The organism is Variovorax durovernensis, from assembly GCF_977011995.1.
In genome coordinates this window covers 33,519-56,437 of sequence record NZ_CDRNCW010000002.1, presented here as the reverse complement: position 1 = coordinate 56,437, position 22,919 = coordinate 33,519, and the positions used below count along the sequence as shown (strand labels likewise).

At 67.4% G+C, this 22,919-nt stretch carries 25 protein-coding genes; 7 read left to right on the top strand and 18 right to left on the bottom strand.

Annotated features, from left to right (window positions below; all coding sequences use genetic code 11):
* Positions 1-24 precede the first annotated feature (24 nt).
* Positions 25-654 carry a phosphatase PAP2 family protein gene (locus ACWV14_RS32300; protein WP_454907906.1) on the top strand — a complete coding sequence of 210 codons (630 nt, stop codon included), beginning with the start codon at positions 25-27 and terminating at the stop codon, positions 652-654.
* A 75-nt stretch (positions 655-729) separates the two neighbouring features.
* Here the strand turns inward: ACWV14_RS32300 and ACWV14_RS32295 are convergent, their stop codons facing one another.
* Together ACWV14_RS32295 and ACWV14_RS32290 are read right to left on the bottom strand one after the other, a co-directional pair.
* A complete protein-coding gene (locus ACWV14_RS32295; protein ID WP_454907905.1) occupies positions 730-999 on the bottom strand; it encodes a hypothetical protein in 270 nt (89 codons plus the stop codon).
* Positions 1,000-1,171: 172 nt separating this feature from the next.
* Positions 1,172-2,680 carry an MFS transporter gene (locus ACWV14_RS32290; RefSeq protein ID WP_454907904.1) on the bottom strand — a complete coding sequence of 503 codons (1,509 nt, stop codon included), beginning with the start codon at positions 2,678-2,680 and terminating at the stop codon, positions 1,172-1,174.
* A 140-nt stretch (positions 2,681-2,820) separates the two neighbouring features.
* Between ACWV14_RS32290 and ACWV14_RS32285 the strand changes: the two genes are divergently transcribed.
* On the top strand, positions 2,821-3,741 hold the full coding sequence (locus ACWV14_RS32285) for a LysR family transcriptional regulator (protein ID WP_454907903.1): 921 nt from the start codon (positions 2,821-2,823) through the stop codon (positions 3,739-3,741).
* Positions 3,742-3,764: 23 nt separating this feature from the next.
* Here the strand turns inward: ACWV14_RS32285 and ACWV14_RS32280 are convergent, their stop codons facing one another.
* The 14 genes from ACWV14_RS32280 to ACWV14_RS32215 all read right to left on the bottom strand — a co-directional run bounded on the left by ACWV14_RS32280 (position 3,765) and on the right by ACWV14_RS32215 (position 16,879).
* Complete coding sequence (locus ACWV14_RS32280; RefSeq protein WP_454907902.1) at positions 3,765-5,306, bottom strand: cryptochrome/photolyase family protein; 1,542 nt, start codon at positions 5,304-5,306, stop codon at positions 3,765-3,767.
* Complete coding sequence (locus ACWV14_RS32275; RefSeq protein WP_454907901.1) at positions 5,303-5,464, bottom strand: hypothetical protein; 162 nt, start codon at positions 5,462-5,464, stop codon at positions 5,303-5,305. The genes ACWV14_RS32280 and ACWV14_RS32275 overlap by 4 nt, the downstream gene beginning before the upstream one ends.
* Positions 5,461-5,622 carry a DUF2256 domain-containing protein gene (locus tag ACWV14_RS32270; protein WP_454907900.1) on the bottom strand — a complete coding sequence of 54 codons (162 nt, stop codon included), beginning with the start codon at positions 5,620-5,622 and terminating at the stop codon, positions 5,461-5,463. Before ACWV14_RS32270 ends, ACWV14_RS32275 begins: the two co-directional genes overlap by 4 nt.
* 251 nt (positions 5,623-5,873) lie before the next feature.
* Positions 5,874-6,668: an ABC transporter ATP-binding protein gene (locus ACWV14_RS32265; protein WP_454907899.1), complete on the bottom strand. Its 795-nt coding sequence runs from the start codon at positions 6,666-6,668 to the stop codon at positions 5,874-5,876.
* A complete protein-coding gene (locus ACWV14_RS32260; protein WP_454907898.1) occupies positions 6,655-7,914 on the bottom strand; it encodes an SfnB family sulfur acquisition oxidoreductase in 1,260 nt (419 codons plus the stop codon). Before ACWV14_RS32260 ends, ACWV14_RS32265 begins: the two co-directional genes overlap by 14 nt.
* A 30-nt stretch (positions 7,915-7,944) precedes the next feature.
* Positions 7,945-9,267 (bottom strand): ABC transporter substrate-binding protein, encoded by a 1,323-nt coding sequence (locus tag ACWV14_RS32255; RefSeq protein WP_454907897.1) that lies wholly within the window; start codon positions 9,265-9,267, stop codon positions 7,945-7,947.
* 50 nt (positions 9,268-9,317) lie between these two features.
* Positions 9,318-10,322, bottom strand: a complete 1,005-nt coding sequence (locus ACWV14_RS32250) for a branched-chain amino acid ABC transporter permease (RefSeq protein WP_454907896.1) — start codon at positions 10,320-10,322, stop codon at positions 9,318-9,320.
* Between the two features lie 3 nt (positions 10,323-10,325).
* Positions 10,326-11,207, bottom strand: coding sequence for a branched-chain amino acid ABC transporter permease (locus ACWV14_RS32245; RefSeq protein ID WP_394478185.1), 882 nt, complete (start codon positions 11,205-11,207; stop codon positions 10,326-10,328).
* Positions 11,208-11,221: 14 nt separating this feature from the next.
* On the bottom strand, positions 11,222-12,112 hold the full coding sequence (locus tag ACWV14_RS32240) for an ABC transporter ATP-binding protein (RefSeq protein WP_454908813.1): 891 nt from the start codon (positions 12,110-12,112) through the stop codon (positions 11,222-11,224).
* Between the two features lie 8 nt (positions 12,113-12,120).
* A complete protein-coding gene (gene sfnG, locus ACWV14_RS32235; RefSeq protein WP_454907895.1) occupies positions 12,121-13,257 on the bottom strand; it encodes a dimethylsulfone monooxygenase SfnG in 1,137 nt (378 codons plus the stop codon).
* 32 nt (positions 13,258-13,289) lie between these two features.
* A complete protein-coding gene (msuE, locus tag ACWV14_RS32230; RefSeq protein ID WP_454907894.1) occupies positions 13,290-13,892 on the bottom strand; it encodes an FMN reductase in 603 nt (200 codons plus the stop codon).
* 357 nt (positions 13,893-14,249) lie between these two features.
* Complete coding sequence (locus ACWV14_RS32225; protein ID WP_454907893.1) at positions 14,250-15,440, bottom strand: acyl-CoA dehydrogenase family protein; 1,191 nt, start codon at positions 15,438-15,440, stop codon at positions 14,250-14,252.
* The gene (ssuD, locus tag ACWV14_RS32220) at positions 15,437-16,609 is read right to left on the bottom strand and encodes an FMNH2-dependent alkanesulfonate monooxygenase (RefSeq protein WP_454907892.1); all 1,173 of its coding nucleotides are present in this window, start codon (positions 16,607-16,609) and stop codon (positions 15,437-15,439) included. The genes ACWV14_RS32225 and ssuD overlap by 4 nt, the downstream gene beginning before the upstream one ends.
* A gap of 39 nt (positions 16,610-16,648) precedes the next feature.
* A complete protein-coding gene (locus ACWV14_RS32215) occupies positions 16,649-16,879 on the bottom strand; it encodes a hypothetical protein (RefSeq protein ID WP_454907891.1) in 231 nt (76 codons plus the stop codon).
* 35 nt (positions 16,880-16,914) lie between these two features.
* Here ACWV14_RS32215 and ACWV14_RS32210 point away from each other — a divergent pair, with 35 nt between their 5' ends.
* Positions 16,915-18,090 (top strand): acyl-CoA dehydrogenase family protein, encoded by a 1,176-nt coding sequence (locus ACWV14_RS32210; RefSeq protein WP_454908812.1) that lies wholly within the window; start codon positions 16,915-16,917, stop codon positions 18,088-18,090.
* Positions 18,087-19,211: a sigma-54 interaction domain-containing protein gene (locus ACWV14_RS32205; RefSeq protein ID WP_454907890.1), complete on the top strand. Its 1,125-nt coding sequence runs from the start codon at positions 18,087-18,089 to the stop codon at positions 19,209-19,211. The genes ACWV14_RS32210 and ACWV14_RS32205 overlap by 4 nt, the downstream gene beginning before the upstream one ends.
* A 40-nt stretch (positions 19,212-19,251) precedes the next feature.
* Here the strand turns inward: ACWV14_RS32205 and ACWV14_RS32200 are convergent, their stop codons facing one another.
* Positions 19,252-19,449 carry a hypothetical protein gene (locus ACWV14_RS32200; protein ID WP_454907889.1) on the bottom strand — a complete coding sequence of 66 codons (198 nt, stop codon included), beginning with the start codon at positions 19,447-19,449 and terminating at the stop codon, positions 19,252-19,254.
* A gap of 290 nt (positions 19,450-19,739) precedes the next feature.
* Between ACWV14_RS32200 and ACWV14_RS32195 the strand changes: the two genes are divergently transcribed.
* Both ACWV14_RS32195 and ACWV14_RS32190 read left to right on the top strand, forming a co-directional pair.
* Positions 19,740-20,267: a hypothetical protein gene (locus ACWV14_RS32195; RefSeq protein ID WP_454907888.1), complete on the top strand. Its 528-nt coding sequence runs from the start codon at positions 19,740-19,742 to the stop codon at positions 20,265-20,267.
* Positions 20,268-20,350: 83 nt separating this feature from the next.
* On the top strand, positions 20,351-21,142 hold the full coding sequence (locus ACWV14_RS32190) for a YoaK family protein (protein WP_454907887.1): 792 nt from the start codon (positions 20,351-20,353) through the stop codon (positions 21,140-21,142).
* 4 nt (positions 21,143-21,146) lie between these two features.
* Here the strand turns inward: ACWV14_RS32190 and ACWV14_RS32185 are convergent, their stop codons facing one another.
* Positions 21,147-21,590, bottom strand: a complete 444-nt coding sequence (locus tag ACWV14_RS32185; protein WP_454907886.1) for a winged helix-turn-helix transcriptional regulator — start codon at positions 21,588-21,590, stop codon at positions 21,147-21,149.
* 104 nt (positions 21,591-21,694) lie between these two features.
* Between ACWV14_RS32185 and ACWV14_RS32180 the strand changes: the two genes are divergently transcribed.
* Positions 21,695-22,906 carry an MFS transporter gene (locus tag ACWV14_RS32180; RefSeq protein ID WP_454907885.1) on the top strand — a complete coding sequence of 404 codons (1,212 nt, stop codon included), beginning with the start codon at positions 21,695-21,697 and terminating at the stop codon, positions 22,904-22,906.
* The last annotated feature ends 13 nt before the right edge of the window (positions 22,907-22,919 follow it).

The window sequence follows — 22,919 nt, the reverse complement described above, 5'->3', positions numbered from 1 at the left end:
CACTCACACCTCGCCCCTAGCCACATGCACAGTTTCTGGCAGGCCTTCACCTCATTGGGCGACAGCGGCTTTCTCTTGCCTGCCGGGCTGCTCATCGCGTTGTGGCTCTTCCTTGACAAAGGCTCGCGCACGGCTGCCCTGCACTGGGTTCTGATGTTCGGTGCCTGCGGTCTCATCGTCATGCTGTCGAAGCTCGCCTTCATGGGCTGGGGCATCGGCAGCGCAAAGCTCAATTTCACCGGCTTCAGTGGTCATACTGCATTGGCGACCAGCGTGTGGCCTGTGCTGTTGTGGATGGCTATGCCGCACATGGCGCGACGTAGGCGGCTGCTCGCCGCAGCGCTGGGCTGGTGCGTGGCCATCAGCATTGGCATCTCGCGCCTGGCACTGGAAGTGCACTCGAATTCGGAAGTTGTCGCGGGTGCCGTGCTGGGCACCATCGTCAGCGCCGGCTTTTTGTGGTGGCACAGCCGGCCAATTTCGCCCGCTCAAGGCAGGCGATGGCCATTGGTTGCTGTTGTCATTCTGCTTGCAGGGGCTTCACAAGGGCGCCCAGCGCCGACTCAAGACGCTCTCGAGGTTATTGCCGCAAAGCTGGCGAACCGGGAGCGCCCCTACACCCGTGACGACATGCTGGCCACCTTCCCAGGCTGATGTCGTCAAGCAGGCGGCGTAGAACTGCCGGAGGGCTTATGCCCGAGCAGGCATTGACGGAATGCTGCCCGTCGCCTACTGCTTGACGTGCGTATTGGGCGATGAGTCTGCCGAGGCCCTCTGAGCAGCCGCCGCCGCTTCGGCTTCTTTTTCCTTCTTGTTGGCCATATGCCGCCCAACCACGCAGCCGCCAGCGGCGCCGAGCAGGCCGTGATGCCCTGCGACGTGCCCGCCCACGCCGCCCACCACGGCCCCCTTGATGCAGCCCTTTGCGTCTGCGGCGCCGGCCATGGTGAGAAATGCGACGGCGGTAGTCGCCGCGAGTAGAGCAAACGAGGTCTTCATCACAGGTCCTTGTCTTGTGTTTGATGGTTTTGAACCCCACTCACGCTAGCTGTTTCTGAAGCTCGCGGCGTACGCGGCGGAGGCATCCATCTGTAGGCCAGTTTCGGCTTTGTCCGCGGCTCTGTCTGATTGGTCATGCCAACCGTCGGACATTTGACTCATCGAGTGCTCGTTACTCGTCGGCCACCGCGGCCTTATCCAACTGAATTGGCTCTACGGCCACGAGTGGCCGTCTTGATACTTGGTGCGAGCCCCTTGCGGGGCTTCTGAGCAAGCTCGCCACACTCCCCGTCAACGCAGCCAAAGCCGCCATCGCCAGGCCCCAGTGCACTGCGCTGTGAGACGGCAGCAGCCCGAACATCAAACTCATCAAGAGGCTGCCAAGTGTCAACCCCGTGAGTCGGGCAGTGCCTTGCGCGCCACCGGCCGCGCCGCTGCGTTCCTTGGGTGCCGAGAGCAGCATGTTCTGGTTGTTCGGTGTCTGAAAGAAGCCGAAGCCCAGGCCGGCGAGGCCCGTGAACACGGCGATCGGCAGAACCGGGTCTGCGTGCAGCGGCCACAGGGCACACAGGGCCAGGCCGCTCGCGAAGCACGCGCTTCCGGCCGCGCACAGCCATGCACTCGGCACGCGTTGGGCCAGGCGTGCCGACAGCGGTGCGGCCAGCATCACCGCCAAGGGCCACGGGGTCATCAAGAGGCCGGCGGTCACCGCGCTCAGGCCCAACTCGTGCTGGATATAGAACGGCAGCGCCACAAGGCTGGCCATCTGGCCTGTAAAGCAGCATACGGAGGCAATAACCGAGATCCGAAAGGAATGCACGCGCAGCAGGTCGAACGGAACCAACGGCGCCGCCTTTGGCATCTCGCGCCGTACCAGCAGGACCATGCAAAGGGCCGACATGGCGAGCAACGCGCCGCCGTGCAACGGATGCACCACCAGCCGGTCACTCCCCAGCACGAAAGAGGCGAACATGAACGCGTTGAGCGCAATGCTCCACACGTCGATGCGGCGCACCGAGCGCGGCGGGCTCGGCAACCCCGCGCAGGCTACGAGCACGAGGAGGCCGATCGGCAGATTCACGGCAAAGAGCCAAGGCCAGCTTGCCGCGGAGAGTATGAAAGCGCCCAGGGTGGGCCCCGATGCGGAAGCGGCCGCGACTGCGAGTGCATTCCAGGCGATCGAGCGCGCCAGCAATCGACGCGGATAGGTGAAGCGCAAGAGCGCCAGCCCAAGGGGCATCACGGCCGCACTGCCCAGGCCCTGGAGGCACCTCGCGGCCACGAGCCAGGGCAACGACGGGGCTACCGCGCACAACACCGACGCCACGGTGAACAGCGCCACACCACCGGCAAAGACCCGCCGATATCCGAACCTCTCGCCGACGGCGGAAGCCGGCAACAGGAACATGACCACGGCCAGCTGGTAGGCCGTGATGATCCAGACGGCATCGGCGGGTGTCGCCTGCAATTGCTGCGCAATGCCTGGCAGCGCGATGTTGGCGATTGCGCCATCGAGCACCACCAGCACACCCGCGCCCAGGATCGCGGCGACGGCTGCGTAGCGCCGCGGCAGAGGCAGCCCATCGGCGTCGTGCACTGCGTTCAGGTCGTTCGCCTCCCGGCCTTCGACGGCGCGGGCGATGGTGGGGGAAGGGTTCGGTCGAAGCGTGGATGACAACATGATTGGACAATTGGAAGAGTCACGCTCTATTGCGCCAGGCCAGCTTAGGACTGCACGCACGGCTTGCACAGCGCGCGGCGCGCAACTTGTCCCTGCATGGGGCGCCTGTCGAAATCCTCGCAGCCGTGCTAGGTTCGGGCATGCCGACAGAAGCCGACCTGAACCTGCTGTTTGCGTTGAACGCACTTCTTTCCGAGGGCAGCGTCGCGAAAGCCGCCGAGCGCCTGGGCCTGAGCGAGTCGGCAATGAGCCGCGCACTCGCCAGGTTGCGGGAATCGACCGGGGACCAACTCCTCGTACGTGCGGGTCGCGCAATGGTGCTCACGCCGCATGCGTTGGCACTTCGCGACCGCGTCATGGACCTGGTGCAGGAGTCGCGCGCGGTGCTTCAGACCGCCGGCGCGAGCATGGACCCCCGCACGCTCCAGCACTTGTTCACCATACGGGCCAACGACGGCTTCATCGAGGCCTTCGCGCATCGGTTGGTGGCTCGCGCCGCACACGAAGCGCCCGGCGTTCGCCTGCGCTTCGCGCCCAAGCCCGACAAGGACGTTCGCCCGCTACGCGAGGGGCTGCTCGATCTGGATGTCGGCGTTCTCGGCGACTCGGGCCCGGAGGTACGCGTGCAGGCGCTCTTTCGCGACCGATTCGTCGCGGTAGTGCGCCAAGGCCACCCTCTGCTCGCCGAACCCGGGATCACTGCCGAGCGCTACGCCGCCTGCGACCACGTGGTCACTTCGCGCCACGGCCGGACCGAGGGACCGGTGGATAACGCGCTTGCAGCGATGGGCCTGGTGCGCAATACCGTGGTCGTGGTACCCAGCTTCAGCACAGCCCTGTCGATCGCGGCCGAGACCGAACTGGTTGCATTGATACCGTCTTCGTACTTTGAACACCTGAGGACGCGGGGCACGCTGTGCTCGTTCCCGCTGCCGGTGCCCACGCAGCAGATCACCGTCTCGCAGATGTGGCATCCGCGTCTTGACCGGGATCCTGCGCATCGGTGGCTACGCGGGCTGGTGCTGGAAGTCTGCCGGCCGCTCAATGAGCCACCCCGGTAGACAGGATGTACATCGTTCGGTAGCTACAACGCATCCAGCCGCTCGCGCAGGTGTCCAGCCTGCGTGCGCAAGGCCTCGCGCTGCGTGTCGGGCATCTTTTGCAGTTGGCGGTAGACGAGGGCAAGGCGCGGGTTGCCTTCCAGCGTGGGGGCGTGGCGCTCAAAAAAGTCCCAGTACAGCGCGTTGAAGGGGCAGGCACGTTCGCCGGTTTTCTGGGCCGGGTCGTAAGCGCAACCCTTGCAGTAGTCGCCCATGCGCTGCAAGTAGGCGGCGCTGCTCACATAGGGCTTGGTGGCGATCAGGCCGCCATCGGCGCGCTGGCTCATGCCCAGCGTGTTGGGCAGCTCCACCCACTCGAAGGCGTCGATGTAGATGCCCAGGTACCAGCGGTGGAGCGCCTGCGGCTCCAATCCGGCGAGCAGCGCGAAATTGCCGATCACCATCAGCCGCTGGATATGGTGGGCATGGGCGGTCTGCAGCGACTGGGTAATGGCCAGGTGCAGGCAGCGCATGCGCGTGTCGCCGCTCCAGAACCACTGCGGCAGCGGTGCGCGATGCGCCAGTGCGTTGTGCTCCTCGTACCCCGGCATGTGTGCCCAGTAGATGCCGCGCACGTATTCGCGCCAACCCAGAATCTGGCGCACGAACCCCTCCACGGCCGCCAACGGCGCCTGGCCAGCGCGCCAGGCGCTCTCGGCGCGCCGCACCACTTCCAGCGGATGCAGCATCTTCACGTTCAGTGCGAACGACAGCAGCGAATGAAACAGGCGCGGTGCGCTGCTGGCGAGAGCGTCCTCGTATTCCCCGAAATGCGGCAGTGCCGTGGCTATGAAGGCGTCCAGGCAGGCCAGGGCTTCGCCGCGGTTCAGGGGCCAGCGCAGGACAGTGGCCTGCGGGTCGCCAAAACTCGCGACACCCGCGCGTTGAACCGTGTCCCACAGGACGCTGTGGTCGTGCTGGGGGCGCCAATCGGCAGGCTCGGGCGGCGTGCCGGGCCAGCGCTTGCGGTTGTCGTGGTCAAAGTTCCATTGCCCGCCTTCGGGTTCGCCGCCAGCATCCAGCAGCACCTGCCAGCGACGCCGCATATGGCGGTAGAAGTGCTCCATGAGCCATTGCTTGCGGCCGCGCATCAGCGCTCCGAGCTCGCCGCGCTGTGTCAGGAAATGCTCGCTGTCGACCACTTCCCAGGCCTGGGGCTGTGTAGCGGCCCATTCCAGCAATTGCGCATCCAGCCGCCATTCGTCGGGTTGTTGCCACTGGACCTTCCGGGCACCGTAGTGCGCGGCCAGCGCCGCCAGGTTGGCAGGAATGGACTGCCGGTTGCTCGCGTCGTCCAGCGCCACATAGCGCACGCGGTGCCCGGCGGCGCGCAGCTGGTGCGCGAAGTCGCGCATGGCGGCAAATATGGCCAGGATTTTCTGGGCATGGTGAAGCACGTAGTCGGTTTCCTGGCGCACCTCCATCAGCACGTAGACCACCTGCGGGTCTTGTTGGGCGAACCAGCTGTGACCGGCGTTGAGCTGGTCGCCCAGCACCAGGCGCATGGTATGGATGGGACCGTTCATGCGGTGCCCCACAGGCGTTGGCAGGCTTTCTGGCGAATCGCGCAGCTTGCGAGCCGCTGGCGCAGTCGGTTGCTCAGATGGCCAGTGGCGGCGAGTTCATGCGCCGGTTGATCGTGCAAGCGCAGGTCGTTGCGAAACCAGCCAACTGCCGTGCTCATGGCCGCGTTCCCTGCGGTTGCGGGCTGGCGCGGTTGCGGCGGCAGCGCTCGGAGCAGTACTTGACTTCGTCCCACACCTCGGCCCACTTTTTACGCCAGGCAAAGGGCCGGCCGCAGCACAGGCAGAGTTTTTGGGGCAGATGCGGTTTGCGATGCATGGCTCACGAATTCAGGCTCTGCTGTCGGAGGGCGGGTGCGGCCTGTTGGTGTCCTGGCTGCAGCCTGAGGAACTGTAGCAGCGTGCCGCGGGCAGGAGACTGATCGTGGGCATCGGCGCGGATGACCTTGCAGGCCTTGCCCCAGCTTTGCCCAGCGCTGCCCTGCCCTGCCCTGCCCTGCCCTGCCCTGCCAGGACGAATACTCGAGCGCTGGCTCGACGGACTCCGCTGTTGAAAAGAGACGAATTGCCTCAGGCAGCGGCCTCGGCCACGGCGTCGTTGCCCGCCACGCCATCGCCGAAATAGAAGGACTGGATGTCGGCTCGCCGGCGCAAGGCCTGCGCCTCGCCGTCGAGCACGGCCAGCCCCGCGTCGAGCACGGTGGCGCGATCGGCGTACTGCAGCGCCACGGTCGAGTTCTGCTCGGCCACCAGGATCGACAGGCCCTGCTCGCGGTTGAGCCTGCGCAGCTGCTCGAAGATGTCGCGCACCACGAGCGGCGCCAACCCCATCGACGGCTCGTCGAGCACCAGCAGCCGGGGCCTCGACATCAGCGCGCGGCCGATGGCGGTCATCTGCTGTTCGCCGCCGGAGCTCAGTCCGGCGAGCACGCGGCGCTTCGCCTTCAGGCGCGGAAAGATCTCGTAGACGCGCGCCAGGTCGTCGGCGGCTTCGGCGCGCCGTGCGCTGCGCCCGAGCGCGCCGGTCAGCAGGTTCTCCTCCACCGTGAGCGAGCGGAAGCAGTGGCGGCCTTCGAGCACCTGCACCAGGCCCAGCCGAACGAGGTCGGCCGTGGCGGTGCGGCCCACGTCGTGCCCGTCGAACACGATGCGCCCGGCGGTGACCTGTCCGCGCTCGGCCGGCAGCAGGTTCGACACCGCCTTCAGCGTCGTCGACTTGCCCGCCCCGTTGGCACCCAGCAGCGCATGGATCTCGCCCGGGCGCACCGACAGGCTCACGCCGTGCAGCGCCACGATGGAGCGCTGGTACGCCGCTTCGACAGCCTCGATGCGCAACAGGGCGGCGTCCACTTCAGCTCCAGGCATGGAACGGCGGCTTCACGCCGTTGAGGAAGTAGTTCCCCACGATCGCGTACTTCCAGCGCACCGGATCGTGCAGCGTGTGCGTGCGCGCATTGCGCCAGTGCCGGTCGAGGTTGTACTGGCCCAGCGTGGAGCGGGTGCCTGCAAGCTCGAACAGCTTGTTGGTCGCAAGGATCGCGATCTCCGTGGACAGCACCTTGGCCTCCGCAGTCGCGACCTGTGCCGCCGCCACGCTGTCGGCATCGGGAGCCGCCACCGCGCGGTCGATGGCGCGCCCGGCGCGCTCCAGCAGGGCCTCGCTGGCATGCAGGCGGATCTGCAGGTCGCCGACCGCCTGGATCGAGTACGGGTCTTCCCATGCATGGTCGCGCTGGCTGTCGATCCACGGCCGCGTCTTGGTGCGGATGAAATCGACCGTCTCCGCGATGGTGCCGCGCGCAATGCCCACGTCAACCGCTGCCTGGATGATCTGGAAGATCGCGCCGTCGGCCGAGGGCGCGTCATAGCCCTTGTACGCCGGAATCAGGTGCGTCTTCGGCACCTTTACGTGGTCGATGAGCACCGTGCCGCTGAGCGTGGTGCGCTGGCCGAAGGCGGACCAGTCGTCGATCACCGTGAGGCCCGGCGCGTTGCGCTCGGCAACCACGTACCAGGTGTTGCCCTGCTCGTCGTTGGCCACGATGGGCACGTAGTGCGCGAGCAGCGCGCCGGTGGAATAGAACTTCTTGCCGGTCACCACCACGTGGTCGCCCGCGTCGGTGAAGCGCGTCTCGAAGTCGGCCGCGCGCTTGGAGCCCGATTCGGAGAATGCATTGCCCCAACGCACGCCGCGCAGGAAGTCGGCGAAGAACAGCTTCTGCTGCGCCGCATCCGACACCGTGCGTACCGCGGCGACGAAGCCCAGGTGGTTCTGCGTGATCTGCCCGAGCGACGGATCGGCCGCCGAGATGATCGCGATCACCTCGGCCAGCGTGGCATACGACACCTCGGCACCGCCGAAGGCCCGGGGCACGTTGATGGCCCAGAGGCCGCTTTGCGAGTAGGCGTCGATCTCCTCGACCGGCCAGCGCCGCAGGCGGTCGCGCTCGGAGGCGCCCACGAGCAGCTTCGCGGCGATCGCATGCGCCACGGCGATGGCCTCGGCGTCGTCGCGGATCACATGTGCGGGCGTGTCGGACAGCGGCAGGCCGGGCACCGGGTCATTGGCTGCGGCCGGTGCGGATGCGGAGGGTTGGAGAACAGCGGACATCGGTTTGCCTTTCAGGAATGTGCGTGGGGCTCAGTCGTCGATGCTCTTGCGCACCTTGAGGTTCTTTTCCTTGGCATAGGCCAGCGAAGACTTCTCGATGATCGGGCGCAGCAGTTTCCAGTCCGGTGCGATCCAGTCCGAGACCACGTTCCACTTGCTGCCGTCCCACTGCTGGAAGGCCACGCGGCCGTCGCCCTCGTGGTTGTCCCAGGTGACGTTGATCGAATGGAACAGGCCCTTGGCGCCCAGCGCGGCGGCGCGCGCCTCGTCGATCTTCAGGTTCTCCAGGCCCCAGCGGACTTCGTCGCCGGTGAGCGTGCGCTTGCCGAACCTGGCCTGCGCGATGCGGATGGCCTCCACGTTCAGGATGCCGTTGAGCACGCCCAGGTTGTGATAGACGCTGCCGATGCGCTTCGGATCCTGCAGGTTGCCCTTGCCCGCGCCGTACACGGTCTTGGTGATCTCCTGCAGCACCGGGTACTGCGCGCCCGCTGCCACGGTGGTGATGGCCACGTAGCCCTTGGCTGCGTCGCCCGCGGGGATCACGTCTTCCTCGGAGTTCGACCAGACGTTGCCCACGATGTGATCGACCGGAAAGCCCGTCTTCTGCGCGGTCTTGAGTGCCACCGGGTTCATCACGCCCCAGCCGCGCAGCACCACGTAGTCGGGCTTCGCGCGGCGGATGGCGAGCCACTGCGACTGCTGCTCGTTGCCCGGGTGCGGCACCTCGATCTGCTGCAGCGTGAAGCCGTACTTCCTGGCCAGCAGTTCATAGATCGGGATGGTCTCCTTGCCGTAGGGCGAGCCGTGGTACAGCACCACGATCTTCTTGCCCTTGAGCTTGTCGGCGCCGCCTTCCTTGCCCGCGATGTAGTTCACGATGCCCGAGGTTTCGCTGTACGGATTGAGCAGCAGCGGAAAGATGTACTTGAACACGCGCCCGTCGGTGGTGTCGGTGCGCCCGTGGTTGATGGTGAGCAGCGGCACCTTGTCGGCCGTCACGCGGTCGATCAGCGCATAGGCGATGCCGACCGACAGCGGGTTCCAGGTCGCGATGCCGGGGCGCTGCTTGAGGCGCTCGTACACCTCCACGCCGCGTTCCACCTCGTACTGCGTCTCGCCCTCCTCCCAGGTCAGCTTGACGCCGCCCACGCCGCCGTCGCGCGTGTTGACGAGGTTGAGATAGTCGATGAAGCCGCCGAAGAAGCCGGTGCCGCCGGCCGCGTAGGGGCCGACGCGGTAGCTCTGCAGCGGGAAGAACTGTTCGTTGGCATCGGCATGCGCCAGCTGCAGGCCGCTTGCGGCCAGGGTGACGGCCAGGGCCGCGGTTTTCAGGTGCTTGATGAAGGACATGGTGATGAAGACTCTCGGGATGCGATGGGGAAAGGAAAAGTGTTCCGGGCTCAGGCCGGCGAGAACCGCCTGCGCGCGCGGTCCCAGAGGGCGACCAGCCCCCGTGGCTCCACGGCCAGGAAGAAAATGATCAAGGCGCCCAGCACGATGCGCTGGCTCATGTCGAGCACGCCCGAGTCGAAGTGCCCGCCGAACAGGAAACTGCCCGCGCGCGAGAGCAGCAGCGGGAACACCACGATCAGCGCCGCGCCGAAGAACGCGCCGCGGATGGTCGCCAAGCCGCCGATGATCACGATGAACAGGATCTGGAACGAGCGGTCGAGGTTGAAGCCCGCCGGCTCCACCGTGCGCAGGTAAACGAAGCCCCACAGCACGCCCGCGACGCCGACGATGAACGAAGACGCAGCAAAGGCCAGCAGCTTGGTGCGCAGCACCGGCACTCCGATGACGCGCGCAGCCAGCTCGTTGTCGCGCACCGCGATGAAGTGGTGGCCGGCCTGCGTGCGCACGAGGCGCCATGCCAGCAGCGTGAGCACCGTGACGATGCTCAGCGAGAAGATGTAGCGGCCCACCGGCGTGTCGAACACGATGCCCGCCACTTCGAGCGCCGGCGCATCGATCACGCCGGAAGCGCTGTCGTTGCTGAACCAGCCGAACTTGGTGAGCGCCCATTGCACGAAGAACTGCGCGGCCAGCGTCGACACCGCAAGGTAGAAACCGCGCAGCCGCAGGCTCGGCAGGCCGAACACCAGGCCGACGGCCGTGGCGGCCAGCCCCGCGAGGCCGATGCTCACGAGCAGCGGCAGCCCCTCCACGCGCAGGTTGAAGTTGTAGGCGGCGAAGGCGCCCACCGCCATGAAGGCCGCGGTGCCCAGCGACAGCTGGCCCGCGTAGCCGGTCAGCAGGTTGAGGCCTACAGCCGCGAGCGACAGCGCCAGGAACGGAATCAACAGCGCGTCGAACACATAGCCGGACGCGACGAAAGGCACCACGCCGAAGGCGATGACCAGCACCGCCAGCAGCCAGGTCCATGGAGGCAAGGAAACGGTACGCATGGCTCAGGCACGCTCCACCAGTTTCTGCCCGAACAGCCCGCTCGGGCGGATCAGCAGGAAGGCCAGCGCCGCGACATAGGCGAACCAGCTCTCGATGCCGCCACCCACGAACGGCCCGATGTAAACCTCGGCCAGCTTCTCCAGCGCGCCGATCACCAGCCCGCCGACGATCGCGCCGAGGATCGAATCGAAGCCGCCCAGCACCAGCACCGGCAGCGCCTTCAGCACCACGAGCGAGAGCGAGAACTGCACGCCCAGGCGGGCACCCCACAGCAGCCCGGCCACCAGCGCGATGACGCCGGCCGCGGCCCACACCGTCGCCCAGATGCGCGGCAGGCGCAGGCCCACCGCGATGGCCGCGTAGGTGTCGTCCGCCACCGCGCGGAACGCCAGCCCCACGCGGGTGTAGCGGAAGAAGGCCGACAGCAGCGCGACCATCACGCCGGCCGTCGCGGCAGCGAACAGGTCGAAGGTCGAGACCATGATGCCCAGGAACTGCAGCGGCTCGTCCGCGATGCCCAGCTCCAGCGCGTGCACCTGCGTGCCCCACACCAGCTGCGCCACGCCCTCGATCACATACGACAGGCCCAGCGTCGCCATGAACAGCGTGATCGGCGGCTGGTTCACCAGCGGGCGCAGCACGGTGCGCTCGATGGTCAGGCCCAGCAGCACCATCAGCGCGAAGGTCAGCACCAGGGCGAGCGCGAAGGGCACGCCGCGCTCGACCAGGCTCACGAAAGTGAGCGCGGCGAACAGCAGCTGCGCGCCCTGCGCGAAGTTGAGCACGCCCGATGTCTTGTAGATCAGCACGAAGCCGATGGCCACCAGCGAATACATCACGCCAGAGAGCAGGCCGCCGATGAGCACTTCGGCGAAGAAGCTCAGGTCGCTGGCGTCCATCAGGCCTGCTCCTCGTGCGTGTCGTGGGCCACGCCCAGGTAGGCGTCGATCACGGCCGGGTCGTTGCGCACCTGCGCCGGCGTGCCGTCGGCGATCTTGCGGCCGTGGTCGAGCACGGCCACGCGGTCCGACAGGCCGAGCACCACGCCGATGTCGTGCTCGATCAGCAGGATGCTGGTGCCGAACTCGTCGCGCGCGGCGCGCACGAAATGCGCCATCTCGCGCTTCTCGGTGACGGTCATGCCGGCCATCGGCTCGTCGAGCAGCAAGAGTCGGGGCGAAGCGACCAGCGCGCGCGCCAGTTCGACGCGCTTCTGCAGGCCATAGGCCAGCGTGCCGGCCAGCCGCTCGCGCACGGCGCCCAGCCCGAGAAAGCCGATGATCGCGTCGGCTCTGGCGCGCGCATCTTCGCGTTCGCGACGTGCGCGGCCCAGTCCGATCAGTTGCTCGATGAAGGTGGAGCGCGCCGCATCGACGCGGCCGAGCACGATGTTGTCGCGAACGCTCAGGCCCTTGAACAGCGCAAGATTCTGGAAGGTGCGGGCGATGCCCAGCCGCGCCAGCCGCGCCGTCGGCACATGGCCGAAGCCGCGTGCGCCGATCCATACGCGCCCACGCTCGGGCCGGTACAGCCCGCTGATGACGTTGACCAGCGAACTCTTGCCGGCGCCGTTGGGCCCGATCACGGCGCGGATCTCTCCCTTCGCGATCGACAGATCCACGCCCGACAGCGCGGTAACGCCGCCGAAGGACAGGTCGACGCCCTCCAGCCTCAGCACGGCCGCGGTCGCGGTGTCTTCCCCCGCCGCAGCCGCACGACCCGCCGGCACGAAGGCCACCGGATCGACACCGAGCGAGACGGGCCCCGCATCGAAGAAAAGATCGGGCATCACGAGGCTCACGCCACGGCTTCCAGTGCCGCCTTGCTCGACTTTTCTCCGCGAGCGGCCTGCTCCGCTTCGAGCTTGCGCACCAGCGGCAGCACCTTCTCGCCGAAATACTCCACCTCTTCGATGAAGTGCAGGAAGCCCGTGAGGATGAGGTCGACGCCGATGGCCTTGAGCGCCACGATGCGCTCGGCAATCTGCTGCGGCGTTCCGATGAGGTTGGTGCGGAAGCCGTCGTTGTATTGCACGAGGTCTTCGAAGGTGGACTTGGCCCAGTTGCCTTCGCCTTCGGGCGACGCCTTGCCGGCCTGCCTGACCGCATCGCCGAAGGCGTGCACCGCTTCCACGTGCGCGTGCTTGATGATGTCGGCCAGCACGGCCTTGGCTTCTTCCTCGGTGTCGCGCGCGATGACGAAGGCATTCACGCCGATGCGCACCGTGTGGCCGTTCTGCGCGGCCTTGGCCTGGATGTCGTCGATCTGCGCCTTCAGGCCCTCGGGCGTGTTGCCGTTGGTGAAGTACCAGTCCGACACGCTGGCCGCGTTGTCGCGCGCGACGCGCGAGCTGCCGCCCTGGAAGATCTCGGGGTGGGGCTTTTGCACCGGCTTCGGGCTCAGCGTGTAGTCGCTGAAGCGATAGAAGTCGCCCTTGAAAGTGAAGTTGTCCTGCGTCCAGATGCCCTTGAGCGCACGGATGAATTCGTTCGAGCGGCGGTAGCGCTCGTCGTGCTCCAGCCATGGCTCGCCGATGGCCTGGAACTCGCCCTTGAACCAGCCGCTCACCACGTTGATGGCAATGCGGCCGTTGGAGATGTGGTCGATGGTGGCGATCTGCTTGGCCACCACCGCCGGGTTCCACGGGCCGGGCAGGATCGCCGCCAGCACCTTCAGCCTGGTGGTCGCATGCAGCAGCGCCTGGCTGAACGACACCGACTCATGCTGGTATTCCGCGCCGTAGCCCGCCGTGAAGCGGATCTGGCTCAGCGCGTACTCGAAGCCCGCCTTCTCCGCCGCCACGGCGAGCCGCTGGTTGTACTCGAGGCTCCAGTCGGTGCGCTGCTCGATGGTGCTCACGACCAGGCCGCCGCTGACGTTGGGCACCCAGTAGGCGAACTTGACGGGGGCGGGAGTGGAAGACGCTTGGCTCATGGGAGGCTCCTTGGGGATCGAACGAACGGGTTTCAGACCGGCAGCGCGACGGGCGCCGGCTTGCGGGAAACGGGGCTGGGTGCGGCCACCGCCGGTGCGGCGTCGCGCAGTTGCGGCACGGCGCGCGCCACCGCCAGCGCGATGCGCTCGCGCAGCGCGGGGCTGGCAATCTCGTAGCCTTCGAAGTCCTTCTCGACCGCATAGACGCCGATCGGCAGCGTGCGCGCCTGAAAGAAGGCAAAGAGCGGACGCAGCTGATGGTCGATGACCAGCGCGTGCCGGTCGCTGCCACCCGTGGCTGCGAGCAGTACCGGCTTGTCGGTCAGCGCCTCGTGGTGCACGAAGTCGAACAGGTGCTTGAACAGGCCCGTGTAGGAGCCGCGGTACACCGGGCTGGCCACCAGCAGCAGGTCGGCCGACTCGATGGCCGCGATGCTTTCCTCGACCGCCGCGGGCAGCTGGTTGCGATAGAGCACGCCGGCGAACTGCGGGCCGATCTCGCCGAGCGAGATCACGCGGGCATCGATGGCCACTTCGTCGCCGAGCGCGGCCAGCAGCCGATCGACCAGCACCAGGGTGCGCGAGGGACGTTGCAAGCTGCCGGACACGGCAACGACTTTCAGTTTTCGACTCATGTTGATATGACCTCAGTTCAGAAGCCGCAAGCAATTCGCGGCGCGTTGGATATATGCGAATGGCGTGCCACCTTTTTTTCCTTTGCAAATCAATGAGTTAGCGGGAAAAGGCTGGATTCGCGCATGCTGTGCCGCCAGCAGGCTGCGGCTCGACTGCTGATGCAGAAGCAGCTTTGGCGGCTTAGTCGTTCGGGGTACATCGGTATGCGCGCACCGAATGAACGCCAGGCAGCAATCCACCTTCGAGACTGCTTCCCTGGCAGCAGGCCGCGGTGTCGCCGCGCAATGCAAAAGGGCCTGCGGCATCGCGCCGCAGGCCCTTTTTCTTCGACGGAGCACGGGGCTCAGGAACGGAACTCAGGAATAGAAGCTCGGCGGCGGCAGCCGGTCGTTGAGCGCCCAGTTGCCGAGCTCGCGCACCTTGTAGTCGACCGGGTCGTGCAGCGTGTGCACGCGCAGGTTGCGCCAGTAGCGGTCCAGCCGCAGCGCGGCGGTGGTCGCGCGCGCGCCGGTCACCTCGAACATGCGGTGCGCCACCTCCAGGCCGGCTCGCGTGCTCGCGACCTTGGCCGCGGCCACGGCGATGGCAACCTGCCCGCGTTCCCGTTCGTCGAGCGACGTGCCGCGCAGCCAGGCCTGGTCGAAGGCGACGGCGGCGCTGTCGAGCAGGCTGCGCGCACCCTCCAGCGCGAGCCAGAAGTCGCCGTAGTGCGCGAGCACATAGGGGTCTTCGTTCGCGGCCGACGCATCCGAGAAGAGCCAGGGACGCCCCTGCCCCAGGGTGAAGGCCTTCGCTTGCGCCAGGGCGCCTTCGCCCAGACCCAGGTAGATGTTCGCGAGGATCAGCTGCGCGAGCAGCGGGCGCAGGCAGGCGAACGGCGTGGACAGCGGACCGGGGTCGAGCAGCAGTTCGTGCGCCTGGACGCGCACGCCCTCGAACAGCACGCTGCCGCTGTCGGTCTGGCGCTGGCCCATGTTGTCCCAGTCATCGAGCACGGTGATGCCCTCTCGGCGCGTGGGCACCACGCCGATCAGCAGGCGGTCGTCGGCGTCCAGCGCCGAGGCCACCAGCATGTCGGAATCGCTGGCGCCGGAGCAGAAGCTCTTGCGCCCGGAAAACACATGGTCAGGGCCGTCCGCTTGCGCGCGCGTGGACTTGTCCAGCGGGTTCAGTGCGTTGCCCCAGAACCAGTGCTGCGCGCGCGTCTGCTCGATCCACGGGCGCCACTGGGCAGGCTGCCCGAACAGCTGCACGGTCGCCAGCAGCAGGTGGTGAAAGGCGAACAGGTGGGCCACCGAACTGTCCACGCGCGCCAGGCCGCGCACCACGTCAAGCGTCTGGCGCCAGTTCGCGCCCAGGCCGCCAAGCTCGCGCGGGACGCTCAGCATCAGCAGGCCGCTGTCGCGCAACAGGTCGCGCTCGGCCTTCGGCGTGCCGCCGCGCCGGTCGCGTTCGACGGCGGTTTCCGCCAGGGCCTGCGTCACGCGCTGCGCCGCCGCCTGCCACGGCACGGCCTCGTCGCCGGCCTCCGCGCCGAAGTGCTTCATGCGGCGACCCTGTCGCGCGACGCCGGCTGCGCGACTTGCGAAGAGGGCGGAACGATGTCGTTGGCGATGACCTCGCCGAAAGGGCCGGTGATGTTGGCTTGCCCCGCCGGGCGCACATGGTCGAGCGGCAGCAGCGGAAACAGCAACTCGGCCACGCGATACGCCTCCTCCAGATGCGGATAGCCCGAGAAGATGAAAGTCTCCACGCCGAGTGCCGCGTATTCCTTGATGCGCGCCGCCACCTCCTCGGGGCTGCCCACCAGCGCCGTGCCCGCGCCGCCGCGCACCAGCCCCACGCCGGCCCAGAGGTTGGGCGACACCTCCAGCCTGTCGCGCCGCCCGCCGTGCAATGCGGCCATGCGCTGCTGGCCCACGGAATCGAAGCGCGAGAAGGCTTTCTGAGCGGCGGCGATGGTGTCGTCGGTCACGTAGGAAATGAGTTCGTCCGCGGCGCGCCAGGCCGCCTCGCTGGTCTCGCGCACGATCACATGCAGCCGGATGCCGAAGCGCAGCGTGCGGCCGTGCTTCGCCGCGGCGGCGCGCGCCTTCGCGATCTTGTCGGCCACGTCGGCGGGCGGCTCGCCCCAGGTGAGATACACATCCACCTGTTCGCCCGCCAGCGCGATGGCCGCCTCGGAAGATCCGCCGAACCACAGCGGCGGATACGGCTTCTGCACCGGCGGGTACAAGGTCTTCGCATTCTCCACGCGCAGGTGCTTGCCCGAGAAGTTGACCGTCTCCCCGCCCGCCACGCCACGCCAGATGCGCAGGAACTCGTCGGTCACCTCGTAGCGCTCGGCATGCGTGAGGAAGCTGCCATCGCCGTGCTGCTCGTCGGGGTCGCCGCCGGTGACCACGTTGATCAGCAGGCGCCCGTCGCTGAACCGGTCGAGCGTGGCGGCCTGCCGCGCCGACACCGTCGGCGAGATGATGCCGGGGCGGATCGCGACCAGGAACTTGAGGCGCTCGGTCTGCGCCGCGAGCGACGACGCGACCACCCACGAGTCCTCGCACGAACGGCCGGTGGGAATCAGCACGCCCTCGTAGCCCAGTTCGTCGGCGGCCTGCGCCACCTGGCGCAGATAGCGGTGGCTCACGGTGCGCGCGCCGCGCGAGGTGCCCAGATAGCGGCTGTCGCCGTGCGTGGGAAGAAACCAGAAAAGTTGCATGGAGCGCCCTTGGCAATTGCCTGTCGTCGGACGCACGATTCAGCAGTTAGCGTGCCAGTGGATTTGCCCATGCGAACGGCGCGTCGCATGCGATTTCTGCTGCTCCAGCAGCAGCCCATCATCAACCGTGCTGCATGCCGCGCACGAGATCGCCCGCGCTGCTGCCATGGAAGCAAATCGAGCATCGATATGCCGATCGCATCGTTGGATCGGCGATGGCGCGCCGTCAACATGCTGCTGGCGCAGCACTTGCTGCGCGCGAATGTCCATCAGCGAGGCCCTGTGTGAGTCCTGTGAGTTCCGTCCTGTCCCCCCCGCCTGCCGCCACCACGCGCGACGTCGCGCAGGAACTGACGCGGCGGCTTGCCGCAACCGCAGTGGAACGCGACGAGCGCGGCGGCACCCCCAAGGCCGAGCGCGATGCGCTGCGTGCCAGCGGGCTGCTGGCGCTGAGCATTCCCGCCGAGTTCGGCGGCGGGGGCGCCGACTGGCGCGAGACGCTCGACGTGGTGCGGCTGCTGGCACAGGCCGACAGCTCCGTCGCGCACGTCTTCGGCTTCCATCACCTGATGCTCGCCACGGTGCGACTGTTCGCGCAGCCCGCGCAGTGGCAGCCCTGGTTCGAGCAGACCGCGCGGCGCCGCTGGTTCTGGGGCAACGCGCTCAATCCGCTGGACGACCGCACCGTCTCCAGCGTGCACCCGGGCTGGCGGGAGTTCACCGGGCAGAAGAGCTTCTGCTCGGGCGCGCTGGACTCCGAGATGCTCATCGCCTCGGCACGCGAGGAAGGCAACGGCGCCTTCATCGTCGCGGCCGTGCCCACGGGCCGATCGGGCATCTTCGTGGCGCCCGACTGGAACAACATCGGCCAGCGCCAGACCGACAGCGGCAGCGTCACCTTCGAGAAGGTGCGCGTGGAGCAGCACGAGGTGCTGGCCGATCCCGGCCCGCTGTCCACGCCCTTCGCCTGCCTGCGCCCGCTGATCTCGCAGCTGGTGCTGGCCAACATCTACCTGGGCATCGCGGAGGCCGCGTTCCACGATGCGCGCCACTACACGCTGCACGAGTCGCGGCCCTGGCATGCGTCCAAGGTGGCGCAGATGCAGGACGACCCGTACGTGCTGAGCCAGTACGGCGAGTTCTGGGTCGGCCTGGAAAGCGTGCGTGTGCTGGCCGACCGCGCGGCCGACCGGCTTGACGCCGCCTGGCGGCGCGGCGCGGCATTGAGCGAAGACGAACGCGGAGAGGTCGCCGTGGCCGTGGCCACGGCCAAGGTGGCGGCCACCAGCACCGGGCTGGACATCTGTACGCGCATGTTCGACGTGGCCGGCGCGCGCGCCACGCACGGCGGCCTGCGCCTGGACCGCCACTGGCGCAACCTGCGCACCCAGAGCCTGCACGACCCCGTGGCCTACAAGGTGCGCGAGCTCGGCGAATGGGCCCTCCAGCAGCACTATCCCGTACCGACCTTCTACTCATGAACGCCTTCACCCGCCCCCTCGACGTGCTGCCGCCGGCCGATGCTTCCGAGCCGGATTGGGACGCGCCCACGCTGCTGACGCTGCCCAACCCGCGCAAGCTCACCACCTCGATCCGCGCCACCGCGCAGGTGTTCCAGGACCCGCGCTCGGTCGCGCTGCTCGAGCGCATCCGCATGGTGGCGCCCAGCGACGCCAACGTGCTCATCATCGGGGAGACCGGCACCGGCAAGGAGTTGATCGCGCGCCATGTGCACGACCTGAGCCGGCGCAGCGGCAAGCCTTTCGTGGCGGTGAACTGCGGCGCGTTCTCCGAGAGCCTGGTCGAAAGCGAGCTCTTCGGCCACGAGAAGGGGGCCTTCACCGGCGCGTTCTCCGCCAAGACCGGCTGGTTCGAGGCCGCCAACGGCGGCACGCTGTTCCTCGACGAGATCGGCGACCTTCCGCTGTCCATCCAGGTGAAGCTGCTGCGCGTGCTGCAGGAACGCGAGGTGGTGCGGCTGGGCTCGCGCAAGAGCGTTCCCATCGACGTGCGGGTGGTCGCGGCCACCAACGTGCGGCTGCAGGACGCGGTGGCCGCCGGCCATTTCCGCGAAGACCTCTTCTACCGGCTGCACGTGGTGCACCTGGCGCTGCCCACGCTGCGCGAGCGCCCCGGCGACATCCTGCCGCTGGCGCGCCACTTCATCGAGGAATACCGCCAGCGGCTGGGCTATGGGGCCGTGCGGCTCGACGCCGGTGCCGAGCGCAAGCTCGGCGAGCACAGCTGGCCGGGCAACATCCGCGAGCTGGAGAACGTCATCCACCATGCGCTGCTGATCTGCCAGCACAACGTGCTCGGCGAGGAGCACCTGCACCTGTCGTCGCTCAACATCCAGCGACGCGCGCCGGAGAGCGAGCCCCCCGCCGCAACCACGCCCCAGCAGGCGCTGGAGGGCGTGCTGCGCGAACTCTTCAACGAGCCCGACGAGCTGATGTTCGAGAAGATCGAAGAGACGGTGATGCGCACCGCTTTCGAGTTCTGCCACCGCAACCAGGTGCAGGCGGCCAAACTGCTGGGCATCAGCCGCAACGTGCTGCGCTCCCGGTTGATCAAGAGCCGGGAGATCTCCGCGTTGAAGTGAAGCAGCCCTTGCCTGGTGAGCGGGCGGCCGCCGCGGGATGCTAGCGCGCGTAGAAGCCCGGCGAGCTCGACAGCAGCATGGCTTCGGCGTTGCCGCCCCCCTTGATCAGCGATCGCTCGCGCTCCACGGCAACCTGCAGCAGCGCCAGCGTGGCGAGACAGGTGAATACGGCGACGAGAAGCCAGAACTCGCCACGCAGCGAGCGGACAGTGGGTTTGCGGTCACGCTTTTTCGACATCGTCTTCTCTCTCATGGCTCCTGTTGATGGCGCAGAGGATGCGACTGGCCCGAAGTCCGCGCTGTCGGACGGCGTTGAAACCAGTTGTAGCAGGCGGGATGACGCGGCGTGTAGGCCGAGCCCGGCGCCTGCCCGAGGACCATTCCGGCCGACGGCAAATACGCTACCGGCTCGCCCGCACCCGATCTTCGAGCCGCAGGCCAACGCGCTTGCTTATGTGGCCTCGGGGACCGACCGCAAATGACGGCATCATCAGCGGCTTATGGGATGACTATGGAGGCTCTGGAAGCATGCTGGCACTTCGCCCCGTGGGGCAGATCGTGGCGGAACTGGGCACGCGGCGTCGCGAGGCCACGGCTATTTCCGTGACCGCGCGCGAGGCGCTCGTGGCGAGCCTGCCTGCAGGCTTCCTCTCGCTGGTCGATGAAATCGGCGGGCAGGAGATCGCCGGCGACTTCATGCTGCTGAACCTGGCACAACTGCTGCGCGAGACAGCCGACAGGGACCATCCCTTGATCGCGCTGGGCACGCAGTGGTGGGTCTTCGGCACCTCCGGCACGGGAGACGCGTGGCTGCTAGGCCCAACCGAACACGGCGATCAGGTGGCCTTTCTCGACCACGACCAGGGCACCGACGCGCTGTCGATCGAAATGTGCCTGGACTTCAACCAATGGCTCCAGTTGGCCGACCTGATGGCGCAGGTGGAGCACGTGGAGCAAGGCGCTTCAGGCCTCGCGAACGTTGAGAAAATTACCCGTGAAATGAACCGGCTGTCCGAGGGCCTGTCGCAGCGCTATCCGTACAGCTTGGATGCCTGATCCGCCGCGGCCCAGGCTGACAAACGGTTCCGCGCACGGCTTGTGCGCGAGAATGGGTCGACGCCTCAACGGACAGCCCACCCATGCGCAGACTGCGCTTTCTGACCAGCCGACACCGTGCGCCCTCGACGAACAGGGTGCTGGGCCTGCTGCTGGCCTTCAATGCCGGCGCGGTGAATGCGGGCGGCTTCCTGGTCCTGCACATGTACACCTCGCACATGACGGGGTTCGCGTCCCAGCTGGCCGACGGCCTGGTGCTGGGCAACACCAGGCTGCTGCTGAACGCGCTCGGGGCCGTGCTGGCGTTCACCTCGGGCGCGGCCGTGTGCGCGGTGCTGGTCAACTGGGGCCGGCAGCATCGCCTGCACAGCGTCTATGCGCTGCCGCTGCTGCTCGAGGCAGCGCTCATGTTTCCGTTCGGCCTGATGGGTGCCGTGACACTCACCTGGGCCACGCCGTTCGCCGTGCCGCTCACGGTGCTGCTGCTGTCCTTCATCATGGGTCTGCAGAACGCGATCGCCTCCAAGACCTCGGGCGGCAGCATTCGGACCACGCACATGACCGGGAACATCACCGACCTGGGGATGGAGATCGGCAAGTTGCTCTACTGGAACAGGAAGTCGGCGCAGGCCCCGGCCTCCCCTGCTCCCGCCGTCCGCCACGACCGCACCCGCATGCGCAGGGCCGCCGGGCTGATCGGCATGTTCGTGCTCGGCGGTGTCGTGGGTGCGCTCGGCTTCAAGTACGTGGGGTTCGTGTGCGTGGTGCCGCTCGCGGCACTGCTGCTGGCGCTGTCGGTGCCGCCGTTCATGCGCGACCTGCCGCGCTCCGGCCTGCTGCCGCGGTTCGCGAAGAGCCAGCACCACGGTGGATAGGGGCCTACTTTTCGACCACCACCACATCGCCGAAAGCCAAAGCGCGCCCATCGGCACCGGAGACCTTCAGGGGTGCAACCGGTTTGCCGCTCTTTCTTCCGACGAGCCGTGAATGGTGCTCGCCACGGCGAAAGAGGTTGTCCTCGCCCCATTGCCGCAAGCCGACGACCACGGGGAATAGCCCCTGCCCCTTCGGCGTCAGAACATATTGCTGGTAAGCCGTGCCGTCCGAGGCCGGCTGAGCCTCCAGCACCCCTTCCTCCACAAGCGCCTTGAGCCTGCTTGCCAGGATGTTTCGGGCGACCCCCAGGCTCGCCTGAAAGTCGCCGAATCGGCTGACCCCGTCGAACGCGTCTCGCACGATCAGCAGCGACCAACGGTCGCCGATGACGTCGAGCGCTCGCGCCACCGGACAACTCGCCGTGTTCATTCGCTTCCGTTCAGCCATCGACACCTCCGGGCAGCTAAAGCGCCGCCTGCTGGTTGCATTTTAAAACCAACAAGCTATGCTCCATCTAGTTTTAAAATGAAACCAGATGGAGATGAGTTCCCATGGAAACCGCGAGCAATCCACCGACCATGCCGAAGAGGCTGGTCGCCCTGTTTGCCTGCACGAGCGGCGTCAGCGTCGCGAACGTGTACTTCGCACAGCCTCTGCTCGACAGCCTGGCGGTGGACTTCGGCGTCGCGCCTGCCGCTATCGGCGGTGTCGTGACGGCCACCCAGGCCGGGTCGGTGCTGGCCTTGCTGCTGCTTGTTCCTCTGGGCGACCAGTACGACCGCCGACGGCTCGCCCGCCTTCAGTTGATGGGCCTCATCCTCGCCCTGGGCGGCGTGGCCATGGCTCGAAGCGCCGTCGCCCTGATGGCAGGCATGCTGGCGGTCGGCCTTTTGGGCACGGCCATGACGCAGGGAATGATTGCCTACGCGGCGAGCGCCGCGGCTTCGCATGAACGTGGGCGCGTCGTCGGAGCTGCGCAGGCCGGAGTGGTCGTCGGACTCCTGCTCGCAAGGGTCTGGTCGGGTGTCGTTGCCGACCTGCTCGGCTGGCGCGGCGTGTACGTCGGTTCTGCAGCGGTCATGGTTGCGCTCGGGGCGCTTGTCTGGCGGCAGCTTCCCGCACAGCCAGCCACAGCCTCGCGTCTGCCATACCTCCAGCTCGTCCGCTCGACGCTGGGCCTCCTGCTGACGGACCGGGTGCTTCGAACGCGCGGCACCCTGGCATTGCTGATGTTCGCCGTCTTCAGCATCTTCTGGAGTGCGCTCGCATTGCCGCTTACCGCGCCACCCCTGTCGCTGTCGCATTCAGCCGTCGGGGCGTTCGGGTTGCTCGGTGCTGCCGGCGCGTTCTTCGCGGGGCGGGCAGGACGTTGGGCCGACCAGGGGTGGGGCCAGCGCACGAGCGTGGCCGCGCTGGTCCTTCTGCTTCTGGCATGGATACCTCTCGGCTTCACGGAGTCGTCGCTGTGGTGGTTGGCGGTCGGCATCCTGATGCTCGACGTGGGCTGCCAGGCCCTGCATGTCACCAACCAGGCGATGATTCTCAGAGGGCCGGCCGAATCGCATGGCCGCCTCATCGGGTGCTACATGCTGTTCTATGCAGTGGGCAGCGGTGCGGGCGCCATTGCATCGACGACGGTGTACGCGCACCTCGGATGGCCTGGCGTGTGCATGCTGGGCGCATCCGTGAGCGTGCTCGCACTCGTCTTCTGGGCCTCGACCTGGGTGCGTCCTCGCCTCGGCGCGACATGCGTGCAGCCGTGAAGAACTCTTCTGC